The following is a 24,349-nucleotide window of genomic DNA, read 5'->3' on the forward strand; positions in this document are numbered from 1 at the left end:
TGACTACTCGCAAAATTTCGCCATTTTAGTCAAGTTAATTCTTTATTATTATGAGAATGTGAATTAGTATCATTACTCTTTATATTTTTGATGGTATTATCGTCTTCTTTGTGGATCGATATTTAGGCCACTGCTGTAAAGATCCGTGTTATTTCGTGTTGCAACAATATGGGAAAGAGAATGTTTAAAAAGTCATTAAGCCCACTGTTCTTACTGCTTTCTTCACTTGTTATCGCAGGTTGTGATAACGCTCAAGACACATCAACAACACAATCAGCAGAGAAACAAACTCTCACGATTGAACATTTCCAAGGGACAACTGAAATTCCTGCACACCCACAAAAAGTGGTTGTGATGAATATGGAAACCCTCGATATTATTGATGCATTAGGTGTTTCTATTGTTGGTCTTCCACAAACGAATGTTCATTTACCAAAATTCTTAGAGAAGTACACCAATCCGAACGATTACATCAATGAAGGTGCCTTATTTGAGCCAAACTATGAAAAGCTCAGCACAACAGCGCCTGATTTAATTTTAAGTGGTAGCCGTGCGCGTGATGCTTATCCTAAATTAAGTGAAATTGCACCTGCGATTTCAATGGATATCGATCCTAAGCGTTTTATTGAAAGCCTTGCTGAACGCACAACCACATTAGGTCAAATTTTTGGTAAAGAAGAGCAAGCTAAAAAATTATTGGCTGATTTCAATAGCAAAATTGCTACCGTAAAATCAAAAACCCCAGATGCGGGTAAAGCAATGGTGGTTTTAGTCAGTGGCGGTAAAATTTCAGCTTATGGGCCAGGCTCTCGCTTTGGCTTTATCTATGATGTATTAGGTTTTGAACCCGCTTATGTTTTTGATAGCCCAGGTTCACACGGCAACATCGTTAACTCTGAATTACTGTTAAAACTTAACCCAGATTGGCTGTTTGTCATTGACCGTGATGCAGCAATTGGTCGTGAAGATTCACAACCTGCTCAACAAGTTCTCGATAACGCACTGGTAAGAAAAGTAAACGCTTGGAACAAAGACCAAGTTATCTATCTTGATTCAAGCTCTATTTACATTTCAGGCGGGATCCAAACTTACTCTCGCTTAATGGATACCATTAATCAGGCGTTGGATCAGAAAAAATAAAATAATCGAATGAAAACGTTCCATTTATCATTGGGGATAGGGATTGTTGCTATCCTCTCAATGATCAGTCTATTTGTCGGCGCAGGAGATATTACTCCTGCTTCGCTTTTTTCTGATCCCGATATGCGCGATATCTTCTTTATCAGCCGTGTGCCAAGAACCCTATCATTATTACTCGCTGGTGGTGCCATTAGTGTTGCAGGTTTAATCATGCAACTACTCACTCAAAACCGCTTCGTTGAACCTTCTCTTGCAGGAACAACACAATCTGCAAGTCTTGGCTTATTAGTTGTCATGTTGCTCTTTCCAGCCGCTGGCATCTTTACCAAAATGATGGTTGCAACTGTTTTTGCCCTTCTTGGTACTTTGTTATTTATGTTGCTTTTGCAAAGGATCACCTTAAAAACAACACTAATAGTACCTTTAGTGGGCATTATGCTCAGTGCAGTTATTGGCGCACTCACCATCTTCTTAGCGGTATATTTCGATTTACTGCAATCATTAGATGCATGGACAAGTGGCGATTTCTCAAGTGTGTTACAAGGCCGTTATGAGCTGTTATGGCTTGTCGGTGCGCTAGCAATCATGGCGTGTTGGGTAGCCGATAGCTTTACTGTTGCCGGAATGGGGCGTGAATTTTCCATTAACGTGGGACTCAATTACCGCAAAGTGATGATCATTGGATTATCCATTATTGCACTGATTAGTGGTGTTGTGGTTTCCGTTGTCGGCGCATTACCTTTCCTCGGCTTAATTGTGCCCAATCTGGTGAGCTTAGTAATGGGCGATAATATCCGCAAAACCATTCCTTGGGTTTGCTTGAGTGGTGGTGCAATTGTTTTACTGTGTGATGTGATTGGTCGCCTTATTCGCTACCCATTTGAAATTCCTGCCAGCGTTATTTTAGGCGCAGTGGGTGCCGTTATTTTCCTTTTCTTAATATTAAAGCAGCAACGTTATGCAAAAAGTTAATTCATCCATAATTAGCAAATGTACTGGCGCTGTCGAACATAAGAAAACGCGCCTCTCACCTATGTCTCGTATTTGGTTATTATTAGGGGCATCGTTATTATCCATTGTGTTATTTATGACGATAAACCTAAACGGCAATATCTCTTATATTCTGACTCACCGTGCTTATATTGTACTTACAATGATTGTGGTAGCGTTTGCCGCTGGTGTTTCCACGATATTGTTTCAAACTATCGCGAATAACCGTATTTTGACACCCTCACTTATGGGGTTAGAAGCCCTGTTTGTATTACTACAAACTGTGTTTATTTTCTTTGAGGGGGATATGCCTGCCTCGTGGATGTTGAACCTATCAAAGTTCTTCTTAGAATCGACATTGCTGGTGCTATTTTCTGTTGTGCTCTATCGTTGGTTGTTTAGTTCGGTACGCTTTAACATTAACTTAGTCCTGATGATCGGGATTATTTTAGGCACTTTATTTCGTAGTTCAGCTACGCTATTACAACGTTTGATGGATCCCAATGAGTTTTCCGTCTTACAAAGTCGTATGTTTGCCACTTTCACCCGTGCAACGCCTGATCTTATCTTTTGTGCCTTAGCCATGATTGTGGTTGTCGGTGTTTTACTTTGGCGTATGCGTTATAGCTTTGATGTCATGGCATTAGGACAAGCCAATGCCATTAACCTCGGTATTAATTACCGCAAACAAACCACTTATATTCTGTTACTGATTTCTATTCTAGTGGCTGTATCAACAGCGTTAGTGGGTCCGTTAACCTTCTTAGGGTTAATTGTCGCTAACCTCGCTTATCATATCAGTGGCAGTAGCCAGCACCGTTTCTTGATGCCCGTAGCCTTCCTACTGGGCACTATTGCCTTAATCGGTGGGCAACTGGTTTTAGAATATGGCTTAAAAATGACAGGAACACTTTCTGTTGTGATTGAGTTTGTTGGTGGGATGTTCTTTATCTATTTGGTGTTAAGAAGACTTTAATATGATTGAAATCAGCAAAATATCAAAACGTTATCAAGACACGACCGTTCTCGATAATATTACAACAACAATTCAACGTGGCGGTATTACTTCGATCATAGGTCCTAATGGCGCAGGTAAATCCACACTACTTTCTGTTATTGGACGTCTATTACTTCCTGAAAGTGGCATGGTGAGCGTTAATGGTATGGATGTTGCTGCAACTGATAGCGATGTTCTTGCTAGAAATCTTTCAATACTGCGCCAAGAAAACCAGTTTGTTAGCCGTTTAACCGTAGAAGAATTAGTTGGCTTTGGTCGCTATCCTTACAGCAAAGGTCGTTTAACGCTCGATGATAAAAAAGTCATTGATGAGTCATTAGACTTTTTAAATTTGACTGAATTTCGTCACCGTTATCTAGATGAATTATCGGGTGGGCAACGTCAACGTACCTATGTTGCGATGGTGCTATGCCAAGACACAGAATATGTCATGCTTGATGAACCACTGAATAATCTTGATATGAAGCATGCGGTAATCATGATGAAACTTCTGCGAAAAGCAGCAGATGAATTAGGAAAAACCATTATTATCGTTATTCATGATATCAATTTTGCTTCTGTTTATTCTGACTATATTTTAGCCATGCGTAACGGACAACTGTATTATCACGGTTCACCAAAAGAGATCATGAAAGCAGAGATTATCGAAGATATTTTCGATACACCCGTTGACGTTAAAGAGCTAGATAATAAGCTAATTGCTATGTATTACTAATTCCATTTAGCCCTATTATCTTCAATAAAAAGCATGTTGTTCTTCTCATTAACAACATGCTTTTTTATTGCCTTTTCCCTTGCTGAAGTAACTCTGAATCAATATCTTCAAAGATAGATTGCCATTCGTTATCATCAATATCCATTAATCCAAAATAGCGCAGTAAAAAAGTGCCTTCTGCCGCTAAAAATGCCAATCTTGCCCGTTTTCCAGCTTCTGTTGTCATATCTACACCTGCTAATCGTTGCTGATACCACTCTTTTGTACTTTGTAGATATTCAGGCGTTTGCAGCAATGCTGCCATCAAACTCGCTCCTTTAGCAAAAGAGACTTTGTCATGATTATGAGTGGCATGAATATGTGCAGTGACTCGATTTTCAGGTGAGTTATCGTTTTCAACGATTTTTTTAAATTGCGTTTCATAACTGCCTTCCCAGTGCTCAAACATCGCATCAATCATTGCTTCTTTGCTACTAAAACAGTATTGAACGCCCCCTTTTGAGATCCCCATTTTTTTTGCAACAGTATCAATCGTTAATGCTGCCGCTCCTTGCTCCATGACAATGTCGAAGATAGCTTCTAACAGTTTTTCTCTATCAATGGTTCTTTGACGTCCCATAAAAAAAACCTCTTTTCAATACGTTCGTATGGATTTATATTATAGCCGCTAGTAAAAATAATACACATAAAAATAACTGAGATTTCTATGATAAAAGATTATAAACGTTGGATAGTATTACTTTTGGTATCTAGCATGCTGTTTCTCATTGTTGTTGATGTAACCGTGCTTTATACCGCATTGCCACGTTTAACTTATGATTTAAACGCAAGTGCTTCAGAAAAACTTTGGATAATGAATGCTTATCCATTAATTGTTGCTGGATTATTACCCGCAGCAGGTATGCTAACCGATAGAATTGGTCATAAAACGCTGTTTATCTGTGGTCTTCCTCTTTTTGCGATTGCCTCTCTATGTGCTGCTTTCTCACCGACAGCAACCACTTTAATTGCTTCTCGAGGTTTTTTAGCCGTGGGTGCCGCAATGAGTATGCCTGCAACACTATCAATCGTGCGCCAAGTTTTTAGCGATCCACAAGAGCGAGCTATTGCGATTGGCATTTGGTCTGCGGTTGCTTCTGGCGGAGCTGCTTTAGGGCCTTTAATTGGTGGCATGTTACTTGAACATTTTTGGTGGGGTTCTGTCTTTTTAATTAACGTCCCTATTGTGCTTATTGTCTTGCCGTTCTCTATTTGGCTTATTCCTAAGTTTTCGGGATATGGTGATCATAAAATTGATTATTTAAGCTCAGTACTCATTTTAGTGGGTTTGATCAGTACTATTTATGCCTTAAAAGAGATAGGAAAACCTTATACACAGTGGAATGAAGCGACGATTGCCGCCATTATTGCCGTAGTTTTCCTCACTCTATTTACTCTACGCCAACGTAAACAGACTCACCCGATGATTGACTTTAGGTTATTTAAAAACCGCTTTTTTAGTATCGGTATTTTAATGGCCGTACTTTCTATGGTGATCATTGTAGGCATTGAATTATTGCTTAGCCAGCGTTTACAGCTTGTTGCGGGTTTTACTCCACTGAATGCAGCGCTGGTCATTTTACCTATTCCTATTGGCTCTGTACTTGCTTCTCCCTTGGCAGGTTATTTCTTGGTGCGTTTAGGTGAAGTTCGCTTAATTATTGCTGGATTTATGCTTACTTTGGTGGGAAATCTGTGGTTAATTGCTGTTTATCAAACAACATCTCCAATGGTGTTAATCGGTAGCTTATTCTTAATCGGCTTTGGTTTAGGTATTATCTTTACCACGGCATCTACGTCAATTATGTTGAGTGTCGCAGATAGGCAAGCGGGAATGGCGGCATCAATTGAAGATGTAGCTTATGAGCTCGGTAGTGTGATTGGTGTGACATTTATGGGCAGTTTGATGAGTACCGTGTACACCTTAAAACTGATATTACCTGACTCATTAACAATTGATGATGCGGTATATGACAGTTTAGATGAGGCTCTTATTGTGGCAGAAAAATTGCCAAATGACATGGCTTCTCTTGTGATATCTCAAGCAAATATCGCCTTTGAAAATGCCTTTTTTGTCGTGCTAACCGCGACCGCAATTATTACGGCACTTAGCTTAGTGGTTCTACCTTATTGTTTACGGAATGAGGTGCGAAAGTAAAATTGTTTTGATAATAGCTATTTGCACATTTTTGTAGAAATTAAAGGACAGTTATCTCCTAGGTGACGTTGTTTTCTGTCACGACTTTGTTTACCTGAAAGAAACTGTCGTTTAAAAATTGCATAAATTTTTAAACCATTCGAATATTCAATAGTTGGATTTTCTTCAGACTGAGTTGTTAACCAATCAGAGCAATCATGTTCCACAATAACACATTGTTCTTTAAGAATTAATCCCACAAACATATCTCTATACTAAAAGAGAGCAAAGTATAAAAGAGATAAAATAATAGAACTATCTTCTAAAGAAGATGTTTATTAAGAATACTATTTCTACTTATTTAAATAAAATTAACATCTAACTTAAAATAAGAGTATATCTATTTTTAAACTCAAAAATTATCTATATTTAATTTAATTAGAGAATTATTTTATTATTCATATTAAAACCGATCAATATCCAATGCATCCATACTAAAATGAGAAGGCGATTGTCCCATCTGTTTTTTAAACATTGTTGAGAATGAGCCAGCGCTGTTATAACCCAAATCAAAGGCAATCTCGGTAATACCGCGTCCTGATAAGATTTGTGTTAATGAATTTAATAAACAGACTTGCTGTCGCCATTGTGAAAATGACATTCCTGTTTGCTGACGAAAAAATCGGCTAAAAGAGCGCTCACTTTTATGTAATTTATCTGCCCACTGTTGCGGTAAAGAATCTATTTTAGGATTACGGATAAAATCACGGCATAATTTAGCTAATTTACTGTCTTGTGGAATAGGCGCAAAAAACGGTAATGGTTTTGCTTTCGATAATTCACATAGGATTAACTGCATTAAAAGACCATCTCGCCCTTTTTTGTCATATTCCGCAGGTACATCAACAGCTTCAAGTAACAACTGACGAAAGAGAGGAGAAACACTTAACACTTCACACTGTTTACTATGACGAGGAGCAGCAGAAGGCTCGATATACAAGCTTCGCGTACTCACATCTAACATACGAGTTTCATGCCCTGTTTCTGGCGGTATCCATACGCCACAAGACGGTGGAATAACCCACTCACCATCATTGGTACTCACTTCAATTAAGCCTGTGGCAGGATATAAAAATTGAGCTCGACGATGTTGATGCGTTTCTAACAACGTATTAGGCAGATAGTCTGTACCTAGCGCAATAACATCTCGGTCAAGTGAATCAACGCTTTTTAAAGGTACATTTCTCACAATTTAAACCACTCTCTTTTTATTTTCTTCCTTTTAATATAGCAGTTATCCCACGCTCTACACACTGGCAAATAATAACCTATATAATTAAAATCGTTATATATTTAAATATATAGCTAAAATACCTTATGCGAAATTTCAACCTTCTTGATATCTATTTAACAAACCCTATTAACAATCAAAAAACGAGCTTTTAACACCTCTCGTAAATAGGCTGAAATTCAAATGTCATTGTCTGGTTTTAGAATGTTGGCAAAAGATTAATCAACTACTATCCCTCTCGCAGAGGTTATTTCGAGCATTCTGCAATTATCTATGCATTCAATAATAATGCAGCGGATACCAGACATTCCCTTTATTCATAGCCTAGAAAAAACACGCACATTCTTTATATCAAGTATCGGGTATATCGGGATCCGCCTATTATGTTTAAGGTAGAGTTCATTATGAGCAATCAGTCCGATCACGATAGTGATACAAAGAGCATTCTCAACGATGTTAGCCGCCGTCACTTTATTCAAGCGAGCTCAGCATTAGTCACCCTTCCTTTTCTCGCATCAAACTCTTTTGCTGCGACAACAGATAACGCTATCCCAGTAAAATCAATAACAACCGAAGATGGAGAGCGCGTTGTTTCAACCTGTAGTAGCTTTGACTGTGGAGGCAAATGTGACATTCGTGCCCATGTAAAAGATGGCAAAGTCACCCGTATTAGCACACGCCCAGATGCTGATTTAGATGAAGAGATGCCCATTATGCGTGCCTGTGTACGAGGCCGTGGTTATCGTAAATTTGTCTATCACCCAGACCGTTTAAAATACCCAATGAAACGCGTTGGAAAACGTGGCGAAGGCAAATTTGAGCGCATCAGTTGGGAAGAAGCCACCACGCTTATCGCACAAAATATGCAACGCATTAACCAGCAATATGGTCCAGCGTCTCGCTTTGTGAGTTTAAGTACGGGCGTTACTGGCGGTATTTTCTCAGGTGCGAATATGTTACGTCGCCTATTTAATATCACTGGCGGTTTTCTGGAAAACTATCACTCTGTCAGTAACGGCAATACCCTTGCGGTCACGCCTTATACATACGGCACCGCAGCCAGTGGCAGTACATTAGATACGTTAGAAAATACCCCTCTCGTGATTTTATGGGGTCATAATCCTAACGAAACTATTTTTGGTCATTCAAACCATTTTTTCCAAAAAATGAAGAAAAACGGCACTAAATTTATTGTTGTTGACCCTCGTTATTCTGATACCGCCTCTTCTTTAGCTGATCAGTGGATCCCTTTATTACCCACGACAGATAACGCGATGATGGATGCGATGATGTATGTCATCGTCAGCGAAAACCTGCATGACCAAGCCTTTATTGATAAATACACAATCGGCTTTGATGAGCACCAAATGCCAGAAGGTGTGGGTGAAAATGAGTCTTTAGTTGCCTATTTAATGGGTAAAAAAGATGGCATTAAGAAAACCCCTGAATGGGCTGAAACCATCACTAAAGTACCTGCCGATACTATTAAAAAATTAGCGCGTGAATACGCATCGACAAAACCTGCTGCATTAATGCAAGGCTGGGGGCCTCAACGTCATATTTGTGGTGAACGGACGGCGCGTGGCGCTACTTTACTCGCCACTATCACGGGGAATGTGGGAGTGCGTGGTGGTTGGGCTGCGGGTTATGGAATGGCATTAAATTCTGAACTGCGTAAAACCATCGCAGGGCCAAGCCTATTAATCAACCCAGTAAAAGCGAAAATCAATATCACCAACTGGGTACAAGCGTGTGAAGATAAAAGTTTAGTCACACCACAAAATGGGTTACTGAATGCAGAGAAACTTGATACTGAAATCAAGATGATTTTCTCAATGGCCGGTAACTACATGACAAATCAAAATACCGATATTCTTCATGCTGCGAAAGTACTTGAAGATGAATCGAAAGTCGAGTTTATCGTCTGTAGTGATCTCTATCTTACGCCAAGTGCAAAATACGCCGATATTTTACTACCAGAAACCAGCTTCCTAGAACGTTGGAACATCGGTGGTACATGGAGTTATGGCGACTACATTATTCTTTCTGAAAAAGTAATTGAACCTGAGTTTGAGCGTCGCACTGACTACGATTGGTTACGTGAAGTTGCCGATAAATTAGGGGTAGGCGAACAATTTAGCGAAGGCAAAGAGACTGACCGTGATTGGATTGAATATTTAGTTAATGACGCGAGTGTTAAACGTCCTGAAGACGGTATTCCAACCTTTCAAGAGCTATTGGTTAAACGCCGTCATCTCTTAAAACATCGTCCTCATACGCAAAATGTGGCATTTGAGAAAAATATCCAAGATATCGAGAATAACCCATTCCCAACACCATCAGGAAAAATTGAGATCTTCTCTAAGCGTTTATATGACATGAATAATGTCGATATTCCTGCGCTTTCTCATTATGTACCCGCAATTGAGGGCCCCGAAGATACGTTAACGGATAAATTCCCTCTGCAACTTATCACATGGAAAGGGCGTAACCGCGCAAACTCAACACAATTTGCTAACCCTTGGTTGCAAGAAGTCCAACGCCAAGAACTGTGGATTAATCCGTTAGATGCCCAAGATAGAAACATCAAAGAGGGCGAGAAAGTCAAAGTGTATAACGATCGCGGGGTAACCATGGTTCCCGTCAAATTAACACAACGAATTATGCCTGGTGTTGTCGCCTTGCAAGCAGGTGCTTGGTGGCAACCTGATGCAAAAGGCATAGATCAAGGTGGATGTGCCAACGTATTAACATCATCTCGTAGCACCGCAATGGCACACGGCAATGCTCACCAAACATTATTGGTCGAGGTAGCAAAAGCATGAGTAAATTTATCGTTTATCCCGCAGTGAGTAGTAAACAGTTAGGATTTTATATCGACAGCGCTCGCTGTTCAGGTTGTAAAGCGTGTCAGGTTGCGTGCAAAGATAAAAATAACCTCGATGTCGGGCGCAAATTTCGTCGTGTCTATGAAATTACGGGTGGCGGGTATACCCGAAATCCTAAAGGCGCACTGATTAATAATGTCTTTGCTTACACCTTATCTATCTCTTGTAACCATTGTGACGATCCTATTTGCGTTAAAAATTGCCCAACAACCGCAATGCATAAGCGTGAAGGTGATGGCATTGTGATGGTAGATACAGACAAATGTGTCGGTTGTGGTGCTTGTGCGTGGTCTTGCCCTTATGGCGCACCACAAATGAACCCAGAAACCAAACAGATGTCAAAATGCGATTTTTGCATCGATTTACAGCAAAAAGGTGAACAACCCGTTTGTGTCGCTACTTGTCCGTTAGGTGCAATCCAATTTGGCCCTATTGATGAACTACGTGAACGCTATGGCGATTTAGATTATGTCACGGGTTTACCTTCCCCTGAAATAACGCATCCAAACCTTGTTATTAACCCACATCAGGGTGCCAATAATGACGGAATTAATAATAAGGGAGAAAGAAAATGAATGAATGGTCATTATTAATCTTCACATTTATGATGAATGCGGCTATTGGTCTTGCGCTAACAACAGGGCTTTTTGCTCGCCGCCTTTCTCATTATCTCAATGCAGAAAGCTACTATCGCTTTATGCTATTGGCCTTATTTGTTATTTGCGGACTAGCAGGTTTAGGCTCTATTGCCTCAATCACTCACTTAGGTGTGCCATTAAATGCCCCAAATGCGATTAGAAATGTTTTTTCCGCTTGGCTAAGTCGTGAAGTTGCTATCACAGCTATTTTTGTCGGTTGTCTAGGCTTAACCTTTTTATGGCTCTGGCGCACTCGCAAACTCTCAATGCTGTTATTAAGTACCAGTATTCTGATTGGGTTATTTGATATTTATTGCATGGCATCAATTTATCGCCACACCTCCATTTTGACATGGATGGATAACAACACGTATGTGATGTTCTTCGGGGCAATGTTAACGCTAGGTGCTGCAATTTTCTTTTTATTGTTCAAAATAGTGCAACGTGTCGGAAATAAGTTAGGTATTGAAATACCACAAACCTCTTTCCCAATGCGTTGGAAATGGCAACTATGGGGAATAATAGCAGTTAGCTTAATGGGTCGATTATTGTATCAACCTTTTTATGAGCAATATTTAACTAGCACTCTATATAGCCAAAAATCGGTGACATTCCCGTTATCACCTATTCAAGTCTATTACTCCATTGGTTCGTTACGGACTACATGCTGGATCTTAGCAACCTTTGCAGTATTGGCTTGTGGTTATAGTTTAGTGAAATTCCTAGCCCATAAAAATCAAGAGAAATCCACTGAGTCTATTTTTGCACTTGGCTGTGTTATCGCAATTATCGCTGACTTTATGTTGCGCTATGTTTTCTACTCAATTCACTAATTGCCATTGAGTATGTCGTTTAAATAATAAAAAAACAAACCTCATTAATCGGGGTTTGTTTAAGGAAATATCAAAATTATGAGCAGACTCTCTTATTATGCGGCTGCATTTAATTTATTGGGAATTTGTTATTTGTTCCCACCTGATGATGACACCAATAAAACTGCACTCAACTTTTTTAAAACTGGGGATTTTGTAGCACAGTGGCCTTGTAAAATTGAAAACCGTCTGTGTGAACGTTTAATTGATTCTGTGTCTATCGATACAGAGCAATTAAAAACCCAATGGCAAAATCTTTTTGTTGGCCCTAATGCATTGCCTGCCCCACCTTGGGGTTCGGTCTATTTAGACCCTGAAGGTTTATTACAAGGGGATTCTACCCTTGCGCTGAGTGAATTTTTAAAACGGGAACGTTTAAAAGTAAACACGCCTTTTCCAGAGCCTGTTGATCATATCGGTTTGATGCTATTTCAAGCGGCGGTATTGGCATCGGAAAAAAAAGAAGAAGCAGTTAATGAATTATTTTCCCTTCATTTAATCACATGGCTACCTCACTATTTAAATAAATTAAAAATGAGTGGGTATAGCCAATTTTATAGCACATTAACAGAACTGGTAACCATCACGGTGAACGCATTCAGAAAATAGAAATTTATTAACAACTTATCATCCTAACATAATTATTTAAGGTAATTTGGATCACGCACCCAAATTACCTTTTTTCATTTAGAACATCCCTTTTAAAATTATGATAATTTTAATCCCAAGCGTTTTGTTAAACGACGTAAATTAGCCGGATCAAGTGATAATTCTCGCGCGGTTGCTGCCCAATTTTGGTTATTACGCAGTAATGCTTGTTTGATTAAGTCTCGCTGAAATTCGTCCGTTGCTTCTTTTAGATTTTTTTCTTCTGAAGGTAACATTTGAGAACCAGAGTGAACTGGATTTTCAGCTCCTAAAGCAAAATGGCTCACTTGTAAAATAAGGCTATCAGTTTTATTTCCCGCTCTGGCTAAAACAATCGCTCGATGAATGGTGTGTTCTAATTCTCGCACATTACCTGGCCAAGAATAGTGTAATAAATAAAGGCGTAATTCTGGGCTAATAATCACTTGAGTAAGATTAAAACGTTGACGATATTGCTCACAAAAATAACCTACTAATAGCAGAATATCTTCGTCTCTTTCTCGTAATGGAGGCACATGCAGAGGGAAAATACTTAAACGATGAAATAAATCAGCACGGAAATTCCCCGCTAATACTTCTTCCCATAAATCACGATTTGTTGCTGCTAATACACGCACATTAACGCGTAAATTACGATCATCACCAATACGTTGAATATCACCATATTGTAAGACACGCAGTAATTTGGCTTGCAGTGATAATGATAACTCCCCTATTTCATCAAGAAATAACGTTCCGTTATCTGCCATTTCAAATTTACCACTACGATGACTAATTGCTCCTGTAAAAGCCCCTTTCACATGACCAAATAATTCACTTTCCGCCACGCTCTCAGGCAGTGCGGCGCAATTTAAATAGACTAACGGATTATCTGCACGATTAGACATTTCATGAATGGCTTTTACCACCAGCTCTTTACCCGTTCCCGTTTCGCCACTCACTAAAATATTCATATCTGCGGGTGCAACAATTTCTATCTCTTTTTTCAGTTGCATCATTGAAGGCGATAAACCAATAATTTCTGTTTTTACTGTGGGCTTAAACGTATTGGTTGGCGTAAATAACATATTTTGATTTTCAAGTTGCTCAATCAATAATGCATTATTTAATGCTCCTGCGGTTAATGCAGCAATTAAACGTAATTCTTCATCACTAAAGGTATCAAACTGATTAGGGTCCATTCCATCAAGCGTTAACGTACCAATTAAGTCTTGTCCCGCAAATAACGGCAATCCCACACAAGCATGCACTTTTAAATGCTCTCTATCCGGAATAAGCCCATCATAAGGATCGGGTAAATCACTATCCGCAGGAAAACGAACAACATCCCCAGCACGCGCAATAGTTTCAAGGCGTGGATGCCCTTCAAGTAAAAAGCGCCGCCCTAATACATCAGGCACAAGACCATCTATCGCCAATGGAATAAACTGATGAGGCTCATAACGAAGCAGAGCGGCCGCATCGCAATTTAGCACTTGCCGAAGCGTGGTCACAAGGCGTTGAAACCTATCTTGATGACCCACATCTTTTTGTAATTCAATGGCAATTTTAGCCAGCACATCAACAGAAAAGCCCATAAAAACACCTCATAGTCATTATGACTGTTATTATGGTCATTTTGACATGATAAAGATAGTCATATTGACAATATATAAATAGCCAACAAAACAAAAAACGTTATAAAACAACAAATTAAAAAATGGCACGCTTCTTGATTATATCAATACATATCCCTATGAAAAGATTAATGAGAAGGAACAATACAAAATGGCTATTCATGTTAAAAATAATGTTAATTGGGTTGGACAACGTGACTGGGAAGTTCGTGATTTTCATGGCACTGAATACAAAACACTATTAGGCAGTAGCTACAACAGTTACCTAATACGTGAAGAAAAGAATGTGCTTATTGATACGGTTGATCATAAATTCAGCCGTGAATTTGTGCAAAATTTACGCACGCAAATTGATCTGGAAGAGATTGATTACATTATTATTAATCATGCAGAAGAAGATCACGCTGGCGCACTCACTGAGCTGATGTCTTTTATACCTAATACCCCGATTTATTGCACAGCAAATGCGATTGATTCAATCAATGGTCATCACCATCATCCTGAATGGAATTTTAATATCGTTAAAACAGGCGATAGCCTAGATATTGGTAATGGCAAGCAACTCATTTTTGTTGAAACGCCAATGTTACATTGGCCTGACAGCATGATGACCTATTTAACGGGAGATGCGATTTTATTTAGTAATGATGCCTTTGGTCAGCACTATTGTGATGAACGGTTATTTAACGATGAAGTTGACCAAACTGAATTATTTGAACAATGCCAACGCTATTATGCCAATATTTTGACGCCATTTAGTCGCCTTGTAACACCCAAAATTAATGAAATTTTAGGCTTTAACTTACCTGTTGATATGATTGCTACTTCTCACGGTGTGGTATGGCGTGATAATCCAACGCAAATCGTTGAATTATATCTAAAATGGGCAGCAGATTATCAAGAAGATTGCATCACTATTTTCTATGACACCATGTCAAACAATACACGAATGATGGCAGATGCGATTGCACAAGGTATTAACGAAATTGACCCTAACGTGTTTGTAAAAAGCTATAACGTCGCCAAAAGTGATAAAAATGACATCATCACTAGTGCTTTTCGTTCTAAGGGTGTTCTAGTCGGTTCATCGACAATGAATAATGTCATGATGCCAAAAATTGCCGCCATGCTGGAAGAGATGACTGGCTTACGTTTTCGTAATAAAAAAGCCGCTGCTTTTGGCAGTTATGGTTGGAATGGCGGTGCCGTAGATCGCATTCAAACTCGCTTAATGGATGCCGGATTTGAAACCACATTAGCGCTAAAAACCAAATGGCGCCCAGATATGCAAGCACAAGAAATTTGTCGTGAATATGGTCGTGAAATTGCACGCCAATGGGCTTTAGCACCACTTCCTGCAACCCAATCTTGTTGTACAGTCTCATCACAACCTGAAGTTGCCACAAATGTTGAAGCTGTCGATTTAGGTCCTTGTATGCAATGCAGTGTGTGTCAATGGATTTACGATCCTGCAATTGGTGAACCGATACAAAATGTTCAACCTAATACGCCGTGGAGTGAAGTACCTGATAATTTCTTATGCCCTGAATGTTCATTAGGAAAAGATGTCTTTGATGCACTTGCCAAGGAGGCAAAATGAGTAAAGACCTTCTCAGTAATGGGATTGTCATTATTGGCGCGGGTTTTGCTTCGCGCCAATTAGTGAAAAATATTCGCAAATTTAATGCAGATATTCCTATTACCCTAATTGCATCAGACAGTATTGATGAATATAACAAACCCGATTTAAGCCATGTAATCAGTCAGGCACAAAGTGCCGATGATTTAACGAAACAAACGGCTCAAGACTTTGCACAACAATATCAATTAGCAATTCATCCTTATACGCAAATTACGGATATTAATACGGATGAAAAACGTATTCAGAGCATGCAAGGCGAACAATGGTATTACGATAAATTAATATTAGCCACTGGTGCCAAAACCTATTGTCCGCCAATTTCAGGGCATGAGTTAATGTTAACGCTCAATAGCCAACAAGAGTACCGAGCTTATGAAACGCAAATTCATCACGCTAAACGTATATTAATTTTAGGTGCTGGGTTAATTGGTACTGAATTAGCGATGGATTTTAGTCGAGCAGGTAAAGAAGTGATCCTTGCTGATATTTCTGGGCAATTATTATCGTCGCTGATCCCATCTGATCTCAGTGGTCGTTTACAATCAAGCCTAACAGAAATTGGTGTGCGTTTAATGCTCAAATCACCGTTACAGTCATTAACACAAACCGATAACGGAATTTTAGCGACATTTAATCAACATCATCAATTAACCGTTGATTGTGTTATTGCCGCGACTGGGCTTACACCAAATATAGAGCTTGCTTATCTTGCAGGTTTACATACTGACCGTGGGATTATTGTGAATGAATATCTGCAAAGCAGTGATAAAGATATTTATGCCTTAGGTGACTGTGCACAAATCAACGGTAGCTTATTGCCATTTTTACAGCCAATACAATTGAGTGCGATGCATTTAGCAAAATCACTTGTAGGTGAAAATAATGCGCCACTTAATCTACCGCCAATGATTATTCGGGTAAAAACGCCTTTAATGCCACTGCACCTTGCCGGTGAAACCGCACGTAAAGATTTAACGTGGAATATTAGTACAACACAATCGGGCATTATCGCTAAAGGCTTTGATAAAAATGATGTATTACGTGCCTTTGTGGTAACAGAAGAGCAGGTAAAAGAAGCGTTTGCTTTATTAAGAGCACTGTCCGCTTAATTTAAATCTCTTCTCTAATTTTGACCTCTTAAACGACAAAAAGCACCTCAAGAGGTGCTTTTTGCTGAAACAATACAAATTCGAATTTGCAATATTTTACAACCTTGCTTGTTGCCTTATCCGCGCTCTAAGGAATATACATTTTGATCCTTACGATCTGACCGTATATCAGAGTGCAGCGCGGGCGACGTTCGATAATTTATAGAGCAGAGCCACTCATACCAGCTCTAGCGCAAGTAATATACGGATAATAAATACAATGCAAGTCGCCTAATAAAAACTGATTTACCGCTCACCTTGAGTATCTATCAACAAACGCTGATTTATATAATCGATAGTCTCGTCTATCGTCATAATATTATTAACGACATTCGTAATACCTTGTCCGATAATAATTTCGGCCTGGCGTAAATTAAATAACTTACCATTAGGTACCGAAGATTCTCGTATTCCCTTATTAATTTCTTGATAAGCCAATGTCATCCATGGGTAACGATGGCTAATTTCTTGGTTATGGCTGAAATTTTGATGATTACTGTTTCCACCTAATAAAATAAGGTGATCCATCACCATTGGGGAATAAAGCCAACGATAAAATTGCTCTGCATATTGTGATTTTTGGCTATAACGTGAAACGCCTAATACGCCACCGCCTAATTGTGGAATACTTCCGGGCACAGGTGCAAAACCTGTTTTAGGTAAAATATTGCTATGAGCGACATCGTTAAATAAATTCATATAAGCGATAAGCATAGCAAGATGACCTTGCTCAAATTGTCTAACTGATTCACTCCACCATTTATTATCAATATTTTCGGTGATCGACAATTGCTGTAGATACTCTTCTAATATTTCACCCGCTAACGGCATTGCTAATCTAGGAATATTATTACTTCCTATTAAACGCCCACCTTTTGCGTAGTAACGTAATAAATATTCTGTTGCAATGAGCCCTGCACTCCCTAATGTTGTTGAAGCGCCCATTGGACGATTTAATTGCCCTTCTTCATGCTGTTCAGTAAAAAACTGCGTTACATTATCGTATTCTTCGAACGTCGCAGGCACCGTTAATTCATTACCGGTTTTTTCGTAATACATTCTTTTTAGAATAGGATCTTCAAACAAGTCTTTTCGATAAAACAGAAGTTGCGCACTGGCATCAAAAGGCATGGCATAAGCAACATTATTGACTAAACTAAATTTCTGTTGAGTGGGCAATGAGAAATTATTTAATAAATCCGTTAGTCCATTACCGATCTTATCTAATGGCTGCAATATTCTTTCCGCAAACCAAGGAAAACACGCCATATCAATACGCAGCAAATCATAATATGGATGTAAATGTAGCTGACTCAATATTTGATAAACTTCATCATAAGGGTGTATCGCCAAATTAACTTTAATTCCTGTCTGGCGATAAAAATGGGGCAATAGTTTTTTTAATGCACTGGTTGAAGGACTAGGCAGAATAAGTAAATTAAGATTTATATCTGCTTTATCCTCACATATAACCGCAGCGGTTTGCGTATAAAGATGATCACTTTGATTACGCACATAAATGGCATTATTTGCTGTTATCTCTCCCTCATCGGCATCTTGCATTAGCGCATCAATTACTTCTAACCCAAGTTGGGCATAGTTCATTGGAAAGTAATACAACCCTTTTAATACAGGTGGAATATTATCGCTCAATGCAAAAATAGGCGGGCAATCATTATGGCTACCGAAATAACTGGCTTGTGTTAAATAACGTGCTTTTTCTATATCTTGAGCAATAAATATGTCTGGAATTTGCTCCATAGAAAAGAAATCAAACGCAATTTTATAGCTCTCTTCATCTGACGCGCAAAGCACCACATTTTTTTTATTTGGTGCGTACTTCAAAAGTCGATGTTGTAATTCATTAACAAAAATCTGATTATTTAAATAATCACTATTGCCAATAAAAATGCCGACCAATTTACCGACAGTTTTTGCTACCTGTTGGCAAATAGCCTCTGCCGCTTGAGCAAAATCGAGTGTAAAAAAACGTTGTGTATTGAGTGGTTGGCGATAAATAAATGCAATTTGAGAAGGGGACAATTTTAACGTGTCAAAATAGATATTCGCATCATTAAGGCAACTCACGGTGATCACTTGCTTATAACCACCTGCTGCAATTTTCTGTAATAGCTCTAACTCTGTGGTTTCAAGGTCATCCGTTAAAAAAAGATCGTAAGTAACTTCAGGAAAATGAGCGATAGATTGTCTTAAAGAATTAAAGAAAACAGCATATTTTTCAGAAACTAATTGAGGTAAAAGTATCGCAATTTTATGGCTTTTATTGGTTCTTAACAGTTGAGCCTGTGTATTTAATTGATAACCCATTTGTTTGGCGGCTTGATACACAGCTTCAATTTTCTCAACGCTTACATTTCCACGCTTGTTCAATACGTTAGAAACAGTACCATGAGAAACACCTGCTAATTTTGCAATATCTTTTATCGTTGCCATAGACCTTTTTCCATCTCAATTTCCGCTTTCACTAGCATACCTGAATTATTTATCTCGACTACCGATAATTAATTTGAACGTTCCATTTAATAATTGTTTATAAAACAATCTTTTATTACTTGTCTCAAATAAATAATTATCAATATCAATTAAAAAGTCATATTCATATTAATCAATAAGATAATAAAATTAATTTGAATAAGATCACTGATCTGATCTTCATTTATTGGCAAAGACTCTTCATCATTTTATTATTGGAACGTTCAAATTTATCTATATCTTATAGATAGCCAACACCAGATAATTAATAAAATCATAATAAAACAATAGGATAAGGGGATTTCTTATGAAACTTCATTTTTTAGGGACGGCTGCCTCAGAAGGCATACCCAATCCCTTCTGCCGTTGTGAACACTGTCTAAAAGCAAGAGAACTTGGTGGGAAAGATATCCGAACTCACTCGTCTGCCATTGTCGATGACATTATGTTAATCGACGTATCACCTACATTTAGCTACCAGTTAATGCGTGATGGAATGGATGCTACCCATTTTGAAAGTCTTCTATTCACTCACACGCATCCTGATCATTTCAATGTTGGCGATCTGTTTAGCCGAATGGAAGGTTATGGTTTTGAAATTAACCATCCCCTTCATATTTTTGGCAATGATCGCGCCATTAATGGTTGTATCGAAGTTTTACCTGGTTACAGCAAAGAGCGTTTCGCTTTTCACTGCTTAATTCCTTTTGTTACTGTCGAAAGAAACGGTTATAAAATTACGCCATTACTTGCTAATCATGCGAAATGGGAACTTTGCTATGTTTATCATATTGAGAAGGATGGCAAGGTGATTTTCTATGGTCATGATTCTGGTTGGTTCCCTGAATTAACGTGGAAATGGTTAGAAAACAAACCACTTGATATCGTTGTTTTTGAATGTACTTATGGACTCAATGGTAAAGATCGTACTGATAATCATATGAGCTTAGAAACCGTATTTGCAGCAAAAGAAAAACTGCAACAACAAGGTTGTTTACATCAAGATACACAAATTGCCGTTTCGCATATTTCACATAGCGGTAAATTGCTTCACCACGAATTAGAAGCTGTTTGTGCTCCTCATAATATCCGCGTTGCCTACGACGGATTAACGTTAGAAACAAATTAAGAGGAGAACGATGATGGATATGAAAATAACCTCTCGCTTACTAATTATGATGTTTGTGCAATATTTCATGCAAGGTGCGTGGAATATGACTATGGGGCTAGTATTAAGTACCTATGGTATGGCAAGCATTATTGGTAATGCCTATGCTTTATTAGGTGTAGCAACAATTATCTCCCCATTATTTATTGGTATGGTGGCTGACCGTTTCTTTGCTTCACAAAAAGTGATGGGAATCCTTCATTTAATTAATGCCGCAGTCATTATTTGTGTTCCTCAATTTATTGAAGCACAAAACAGTGGTATGACTTTATTCTTAATTTTCATTATTGGATTATTGTTTTATCCAACCACTGCGCTTTCAAATAGTATTAGTTTCTCCCACATTAATGGTGTGAAATATTTCCCTATTATTCGTGTATTCGGTACGTTCGGTTTTATGGCTATCGGATTTATATTAGGAGAAATGGGCTTCTCTGGTAGCACAATGACTTGGTATATTGCTTCTGCTGTGGGCGTATTACTGGGTTTCTATTGCTTTACTTTACCTAATACACCACCGAAAGCGAAAGGCAAACCGTTCTCTGCTCGTGATATTTTATGTTTGGATGCACTGTCATTATTTAAAGATCGCTATTTTGCTATCTTAATGTTTAGTATCTTTATTTTAATGATCCCTAAAACAGCTTATTCTGCTTATATTCCTGTCTTTATTAAAGCATTAGGTTTTAATAATGCAGCGTCTATTATGCAAATAGGGATCGCCTGTGAAGTGCTGTTTATGTTTGTCTTGTCATTCTTCTTAATGAAATTTGGCTTCAAAATTACACTTCTTTTAGGTGCTGTTAGCTGGATCATTCGCTCAATATTCTTTTCTTATGCTGCGGTAAATACAGAATTCTATTTTATCGTTATCGGATTAATGCTACAGGGATTATGTTGGGACTTCTTCTTTACCGCTGGTGATATCTATGTTGACCGCAAAGCAAAACCTGAAATCCGCGCTCAAGCACAAGGTTTACGTTTTATTGTCTCTAATGGTTTCGGCTTATTATTTGCTTCCACTATTTGTGGTCAAATCTTTAATTCAACCGTAACAGAAACAGGTGATGCAGCCTTACCACAATGGTCAACATTCTGGATATACCCAGCGATTGTTGCCGCCGTTGTGACGATATTCTTTATCTTCTTCTTTAAAGATGATGTGAGTAAAAAGAAAAGTAACGAAGATAAAAAAGCACAAGAAAGTATTGCAACACCGTAGTTTTAAAATAAAGGAATAAGCCAACGTTAGGAGCAAACCATGGACGCATTAATACAGTTTGTTGACAGCATTGGCCCTTTATCACTTTCAAGTATCGCTAAATTACTGGCCGCCTTTATTTTAGGCGGCCTTATTGGCTTAGAGCGTGAATCAAAGGGAAAGCCTGTCGGTTTTAAAACCTGTGTCATTATTGCTGTTGCCAGTTGTTTATTAACCATTGTCTCTATTCAATCCGCAGAATATTACGCCAATATCTCCGACAATATTCGTAGCGATCCCATGAGGTTAGCAGCACAAATTATCAGTGGTGTCGGCTTTCTTGGCGCAGGTGTTATATTGCATCGACGTGATGACGCAATTTCAGGTCTAACAACAGCAGCGATAGTATGGGCTTCAGCGGGTGTGGGGATTGCTTGTGGTTCAGGGTTTTATTGGCATGCCATGATTGTGACTTTTCTCTTTTTTATGGCTATTCAACTCAGCCCACAAGTGGTGCTATTCCAAATGAAAAACCAACGTTTAGGTAAGATAAAAGTACGTATGTTATTTACTCATGAAAGCGGTGTTCCTCTTTTAATTGAGTATTTAAAAAGTCATAAAGACGTAATTGAAAATCTGACTATTCGTGATATTAAAAAAGAGCGCGTTGAAGTAAATTTGAAGCTGTTAGTTAGGCAAAAAATTACCTTACCTGAATTTTATTGCTCATTAAAACAGCTTGAACATGTTCATTCTGTTTCTTTGGATCATTAATATATTCAAAAATAAAAAGGGCGGTTATCTAAGATAAAGCGCCCTTTTTATTATTTTGATGACCGATTGATGGTCATATTAAGGATTTTTGATGACTAGCGGATTACCAAAACGTTCTAGATACATCATGCCGAAGATTGTTGAAGCATAATCTGTAATATGCCCTACATCACGATAAACCGGCACACCTTCTATATCGGTTAAGCAGATATTTTTATCACACTGCACATCTTTAGGATCGATGATAATTAAAGTTGGATAATCCTGTTTTAATTTAACGAATAATTGATCCATCCATGTATTTCCCTCACCTTTATAGTTTTTGGGATTACAGTTATTATCTGCAAAGTCTTTTCTTAATTTTGTATTTTCATAAAAACAGGTCATAAAACCACTTGGCATAGAATTAACTGTTTTAATAAAAACGGGTTTAGCGCCTGTGGTAATAATAAGATCAAGCGCTTCACGCATCGCTTTCTCAACGCGTTTACGAGGCTCTTCGACGGTTCTAACATCACCTATTTTATTAATGACATGGTTTGACGCGTAGTTATTCCAAACCTGCCCAAATATCACATAATCAAAGTGATTGTTCTTGATGAGTTGATAATATTTCGCCGTTTGATCGAACAACGCTGATAAACCGCATTTTTATGATTAGACCAATCATAAAGGTAAATATTAGGAAGAGTAATGCATGATGACGTGGCTTGTGCATATACATCTATTTTGGCGTCTTTACCTAAAATATCCATAAAGCCCCAATAATGATTTGCATGAGAATCACCAAATAAAAACGCTTTTCTCTGGCTTCCCACTTCACCAATATGGCACATTTTATCTGGATCAGAGGCTTCAAAATTCATACATTTAATTCGATTAGGATAATCAAACTGACTCAACTTAGCTTCTAAATTAACGTAATTTTGCCCAAGCCTTGCGCCAATACCGTGATATTTTTCATTCATAATTCAAGTACATTATCCAGATGAAAAGAATTGCCGGATTATATACCAATTAGCCATATCGCTTTAGTCACAAAAAGAAAAAGGCTATTTAATATTTATTATTAATAACACCTAAATGGCCATAACTGATTAAACTCCATCGTTAAACCTAATTGCACTTCAGATGAAAGAGAACCTTTACTCACCACAAATTTTGGATGTCGAATAACGATAGAGGTATTAATATCATAAAACATTAATGATGATCGGCTCTGTTCTAACTCATCATAAAGCGTCCTCATTTCTGCTGATGACCTATTTTCACATAATCGCCCAAGCGTGATATGAATAATATTTTTATGAAGGGTGTTATCAATGGGGATCTGCTGATAAACCTTTTGTCTAAATTGTTCTAATTCCTTTGAAACGCCCGTTAATATCACACTACCATTAGACGTTAACACAACGTTATTAAATGAAATTTCAATTCGTTTTGTTTGATTAAAGATTTGGGCAATCTCATGGCACCACGCCAATAATCCGGGTCGTTGCAGTTTAAACTGTTCATTTTGTTGATTAAAAATCGTTAATAATGTGGAATGAAATTCTTGTGGCTGAGCAAATTCAATAAATGGAAACTTAAGTGCAAGCGGTTCACAATAAGCCATTAGCTTCTGGCTAAAGGGAATAAAGCTTTCCTCAATTTCAGGCTGACAAATCATTAATTGCCCCGCATTTAAGCTGACATCAAAAATACTTTCATCATTGATTTGTCGTTGCCAAATTTCACCTGTTGACAATTTTTTGAGTGTTGCTTGTGTCAGGAATTCGCATGCCATAAATGCACCTAAGTAAAGAATATAATTATTGCTATTACTTTGGTTGGAGTGAAATTTAAAATCAAGTTGCAGAGTGAATAATAAAAAGTGGCTTTCATCTAAAAGCCACTGTCACATCAATGGGGGAGATGTTAAAAATGGGCTA

21 protein-coding genes and 1 pseudogene are annotated in these 24,349 nt (G+C 38.2%); 14 read left to right on the plus strand and 8 right to left on the minus strand.

The window, feature by feature from the left end:
* Positions 1–180: 180 nt before the first annotated feature.
* Genes ABN212_RS11030 through ABN212_RS11045 form a run of 4 tightly spaced genes read left to right on the plus strand, consistent with a single transcriptional unit; the run spans position 181 to position 3,863 of the window.
* Positions 181–1,140 (plus strand): siderophore ABC transporter substrate-binding protein, encoded by a 960-nt coding sequence (locus ABN212_RS11030; protein WP_198620120.1) that lies wholly within the window; start codon positions 181–183, stop codon positions 1,138–1,140.
* Between the two features lie 9 nt (positions 1,141–1,149).
* On the plus strand, positions 1,150–2,112 hold the full coding sequence (locus tag ABN212_RS11035; protein ID WP_196533913.1) for an ABC transporter permease: 963 nt from the start codon (positions 1,150–1,152) through the stop codon (positions 2,110–2,112).
* Positions 2,099–3,106, plus strand: coding sequence for an iron chelate uptake ABC transporter family permease subunit (locus tag ABN212_RS11040; protein WP_198626275.1), 1,008 nt, complete (start codon positions 2,099–2,101; stop codon positions 3,104–3,106). The genes ABN212_RS11035 and ABN212_RS11040 overlap by 14 nt, the downstream gene beginning before the upstream one ends.
* Before the next feature lies 1 nt (position 3,107).
* Positions 3,108–3,863: an iron ABC transporter ATP-binding protein gene (locus ABN212_RS11045; RefSeq protein ID WP_196533912.1), complete on the plus strand. Its 756-nt coding sequence runs from the start codon at positions 3,108–3,110 to the stop codon at positions 3,861–3,863.
* A 64-nt stretch (positions 3,864–3,927) separates the two neighbouring features.
* On the opposite strand, the gene ABN212_RS11050 is transcribed toward ABN212_RS11045, so the two are convergent.
* Positions 3,928–4,482, minus strand: a complete 555-nt coding sequence (locus ABN212_RS11050; protein WP_349443221.1) for a TetR/AcrR family transcriptional regulator — start codon at positions 4,480–4,482, stop codon at positions 3,928–3,930.
* A gap of 87 nt (positions 4,483–4,569) precedes the next feature.
* On the opposite strand from ABN212_RS11050, the gene ABN212_RS11055 reads away from it, so the two are divergent.
* Positions 4,570–6,060, plus strand: coding sequence for an MFS transporter (locus tag ABN212_RS11055; RefSeq protein WP_349443222.1), 1,491 nt, complete (start codon positions 4,570–4,572; stop codon positions 6,058–6,060).
* A 38-nt stretch (positions 6,061–6,098) separates the two neighbouring features.
* Here ABN212_RS11055 and ABN212_RS11060 read toward each other — a convergent pair.
* A pseudogene (locus tag ABN212_RS11060) lies at positions 6,099–6,299 on the minus strand (hypothetical protein); the annotation flags it as partial.
* A gap of 203 nt (positions 6,300–6,502) precedes the next feature.
* On the minus strand, positions 6,503–7,288 hold the full coding sequence (locus ABN212_RS11065; RefSeq protein WP_198620123.1) for an AraC family transcriptional regulator: 786 nt from the start codon (positions 7,286–7,288) through the stop codon (positions 6,503–6,505).
* A gap of 446 nt (positions 7,289–7,734) precedes the next feature.
* Between ABN212_RS11065 and ABN212_RS11070 the strand changes: the two genes are divergently transcribed.
* The 4 genes from ABN212_RS11070 to dmsD all read left to right on the plus strand — a co-directional run bounded on the left by ABN212_RS11070 (position 7,735) and on the right by dmsD (position 12,337).
* Positions 7,735–10,155: a DMSO/selenate family reductase complex A subunit gene (locus ABN212_RS11070; RefSeq protein ID WP_349443223.1), complete on the plus strand. Its 2,421-nt coding sequence runs from the start codon at positions 7,735–7,737 to the stop codon at positions 10,153–10,155.
* On the plus strand, positions 10,152–10,793 hold the full coding sequence (locus ABN212_RS11075) for a DMSO/selenate family reductase complex B subunit (protein WP_109406736.1): 642 nt from the start codon (positions 10,152–10,154) through the stop codon (positions 10,791–10,793). Before ABN212_RS11070 ends, ABN212_RS11075 begins: the two co-directional genes overlap by 4 nt.
* A complete protein-coding gene (locus ABN212_RS11080) occupies positions 10,790–11,689 on the plus strand; it encodes a dimethyl sulfoxide reductase anchor subunit family protein (RefSeq protein ID WP_349443224.1) in 900 nt (299 codons plus the stop codon). Before ABN212_RS11075 ends, ABN212_RS11080 begins: the two co-directional genes overlap by 4 nt.
* Positions 11,690–11,767: 78 nt before the next feature.
* A complete protein-coding gene (dmsD, locus tag ABN212_RS11085; RefSeq protein WP_349443225.1) occupies positions 11,768–12,337 on the plus strand; it encodes a Tat proofreading chaperone DmsD in 570 nt (189 codons plus the stop codon).
* A 98-nt stretch (positions 12,338–12,435) separates the two neighbouring features.
* On the opposite strand, the gene norR is transcribed toward dmsD, so the two are convergent.
* The gene (gene norR, locus ABN212_RS11090; protein WP_198620128.1) at positions 12,436–13,953 is read right to left on the minus strand and encodes a nitric oxide reductase transcriptional regulator NorR; all 1,518 of its coding nucleotides are present in this window, start codon (positions 13,951–13,953) and stop codon (positions 12,436–12,438) included.
* 190 nt (positions 13,954–14,143) lie between these two features.
* On the opposite strand from norR, the gene norV reads away from it, so the two are divergent.
* The gene (norV, locus tag ABN212_RS11095; RefSeq protein WP_349443226.1) at positions 14,144–15,592 is read left to right on the plus strand and encodes an anaerobic nitric oxide reductase flavorubredoxin; all 1,449 of its coding nucleotides are present in this window, start codon (positions 14,144–14,146) and stop codon (positions 15,590–15,592) included.
* Positions 15,589–16,743, plus strand: a complete 1,155-nt coding sequence (gene norW, locus ABN212_RS11100; RefSeq protein WP_349443227.1) for an NADH:flavorubredoxin reductase NorW — start codon at positions 15,589–15,591, stop codon at positions 16,741–16,743. The genes norV and norW overlap by 4 nt, the downstream gene beginning before the upstream one ends.
* 285 nt (positions 16,744–17,028) lie before the next feature.
* Here norW and ABN212_RS11105 read toward each other — a convergent pair whose 3' ends face one another.
* Positions 17,029–19,236 (minus strand): extracellular solute-binding protein, encoded by a 2,208-nt coding sequence (locus ABN212_RS11105; protein WP_198620131.1) that lies wholly within the window; start codon positions 19,234–19,236, stop codon positions 17,029–17,031.
* Positions 19,237–19,582: 346 nt separating this feature from the next.
* Between ABN212_RS11105 and ABN212_RS11110 the strand changes: the two genes are divergently transcribed.
* Genes ABN212_RS11110 through ABN212_RS11120 form a run of 3 tightly spaced genes read left to right on the plus strand, consistent with a single transcriptional unit; the run spans position 19,583 to position 22,418 of the window.
* Complete coding sequence (locus ABN212_RS11110) at positions 19,583–20,404, plus strand: MBL fold metallo-hydrolase (RefSeq protein ID WP_099076083.1); 822 nt, start codon at positions 19,583–19,585, stop codon at positions 20,402–20,404.
* Between the two features lie 13 nt (positions 20,405–20,417).
* Entirely contained in the window at positions 20,418–21,665 is a 1,248-nt protein-coding gene (locus ABN212_RS11115) for an MFS transporter (RefSeq protein ID WP_198620132.1), read from the plus strand.
* A 39-nt stretch (positions 21,666–21,704) separates the two neighbouring features.
* The gene (locus ABN212_RS11120) at positions 21,705–22,418 is read left to right on the plus strand and encodes an MgtC/SapB family protein (RefSeq protein ID WP_151436438.1); all 714 of its coding nucleotides are present in this window, start codon (positions 21,705–21,707) and stop codon (positions 22,416–22,418) included.
* A 78-nt stretch (positions 22,419–22,496) separates the two neighbouring features.
* Here the strand turns inward: ABN212_RS11120 and ABN212_RS11125 are convergent, their stop codons facing one another.
* The 3 genes from ABN212_RS11125 to ABN212_RS11135 form a co-directional block, all read right to left on the minus strand.
* The gene (locus tag ABN212_RS11125) at positions 22,497–22,994 is read right to left on the minus strand and encodes an SGNH hydrolase domain-containing protein (protein WP_349443228.1); all 498 of its coding nucleotides are present in this window, start codon (positions 22,992–22,994) and stop codon (positions 22,497–22,499) included.
* The gene (locus ABN212_RS11130) at positions 22,991–23,386 is read right to left on the minus strand and encodes an SGNH hydrolase domain-containing protein (protein WP_232805417.1); all 396 of its coding nucleotides are present in this window, start codon (positions 23,384–23,386) and stop codon (positions 22,991–22,993) included. Before ABN212_RS11130 ends, ABN212_RS11125 begins: the two co-directional genes overlap by 4 nt.
* Before the next feature lie 101 nt (positions 23,387–23,487).
* Entirely contained in the window at positions 23,488–24,204 is a 717-nt protein-coding gene (locus ABN212_RS11135; protein ID WP_198620134.1) for a hypothetical protein, read from the minus strand.
* Positions 24,205–24,349: the final 145 nt, after the last annotated feature.

Origin of the sequence: Proteus genomosp. 6 (assembly GCF_040139785.1) — a bacterium.
Lineage (GTDB): Bacteria > Pseudomonadota > Gammaproteobacteria > Enterobacterales > Enterobacteriaceae > Proteus.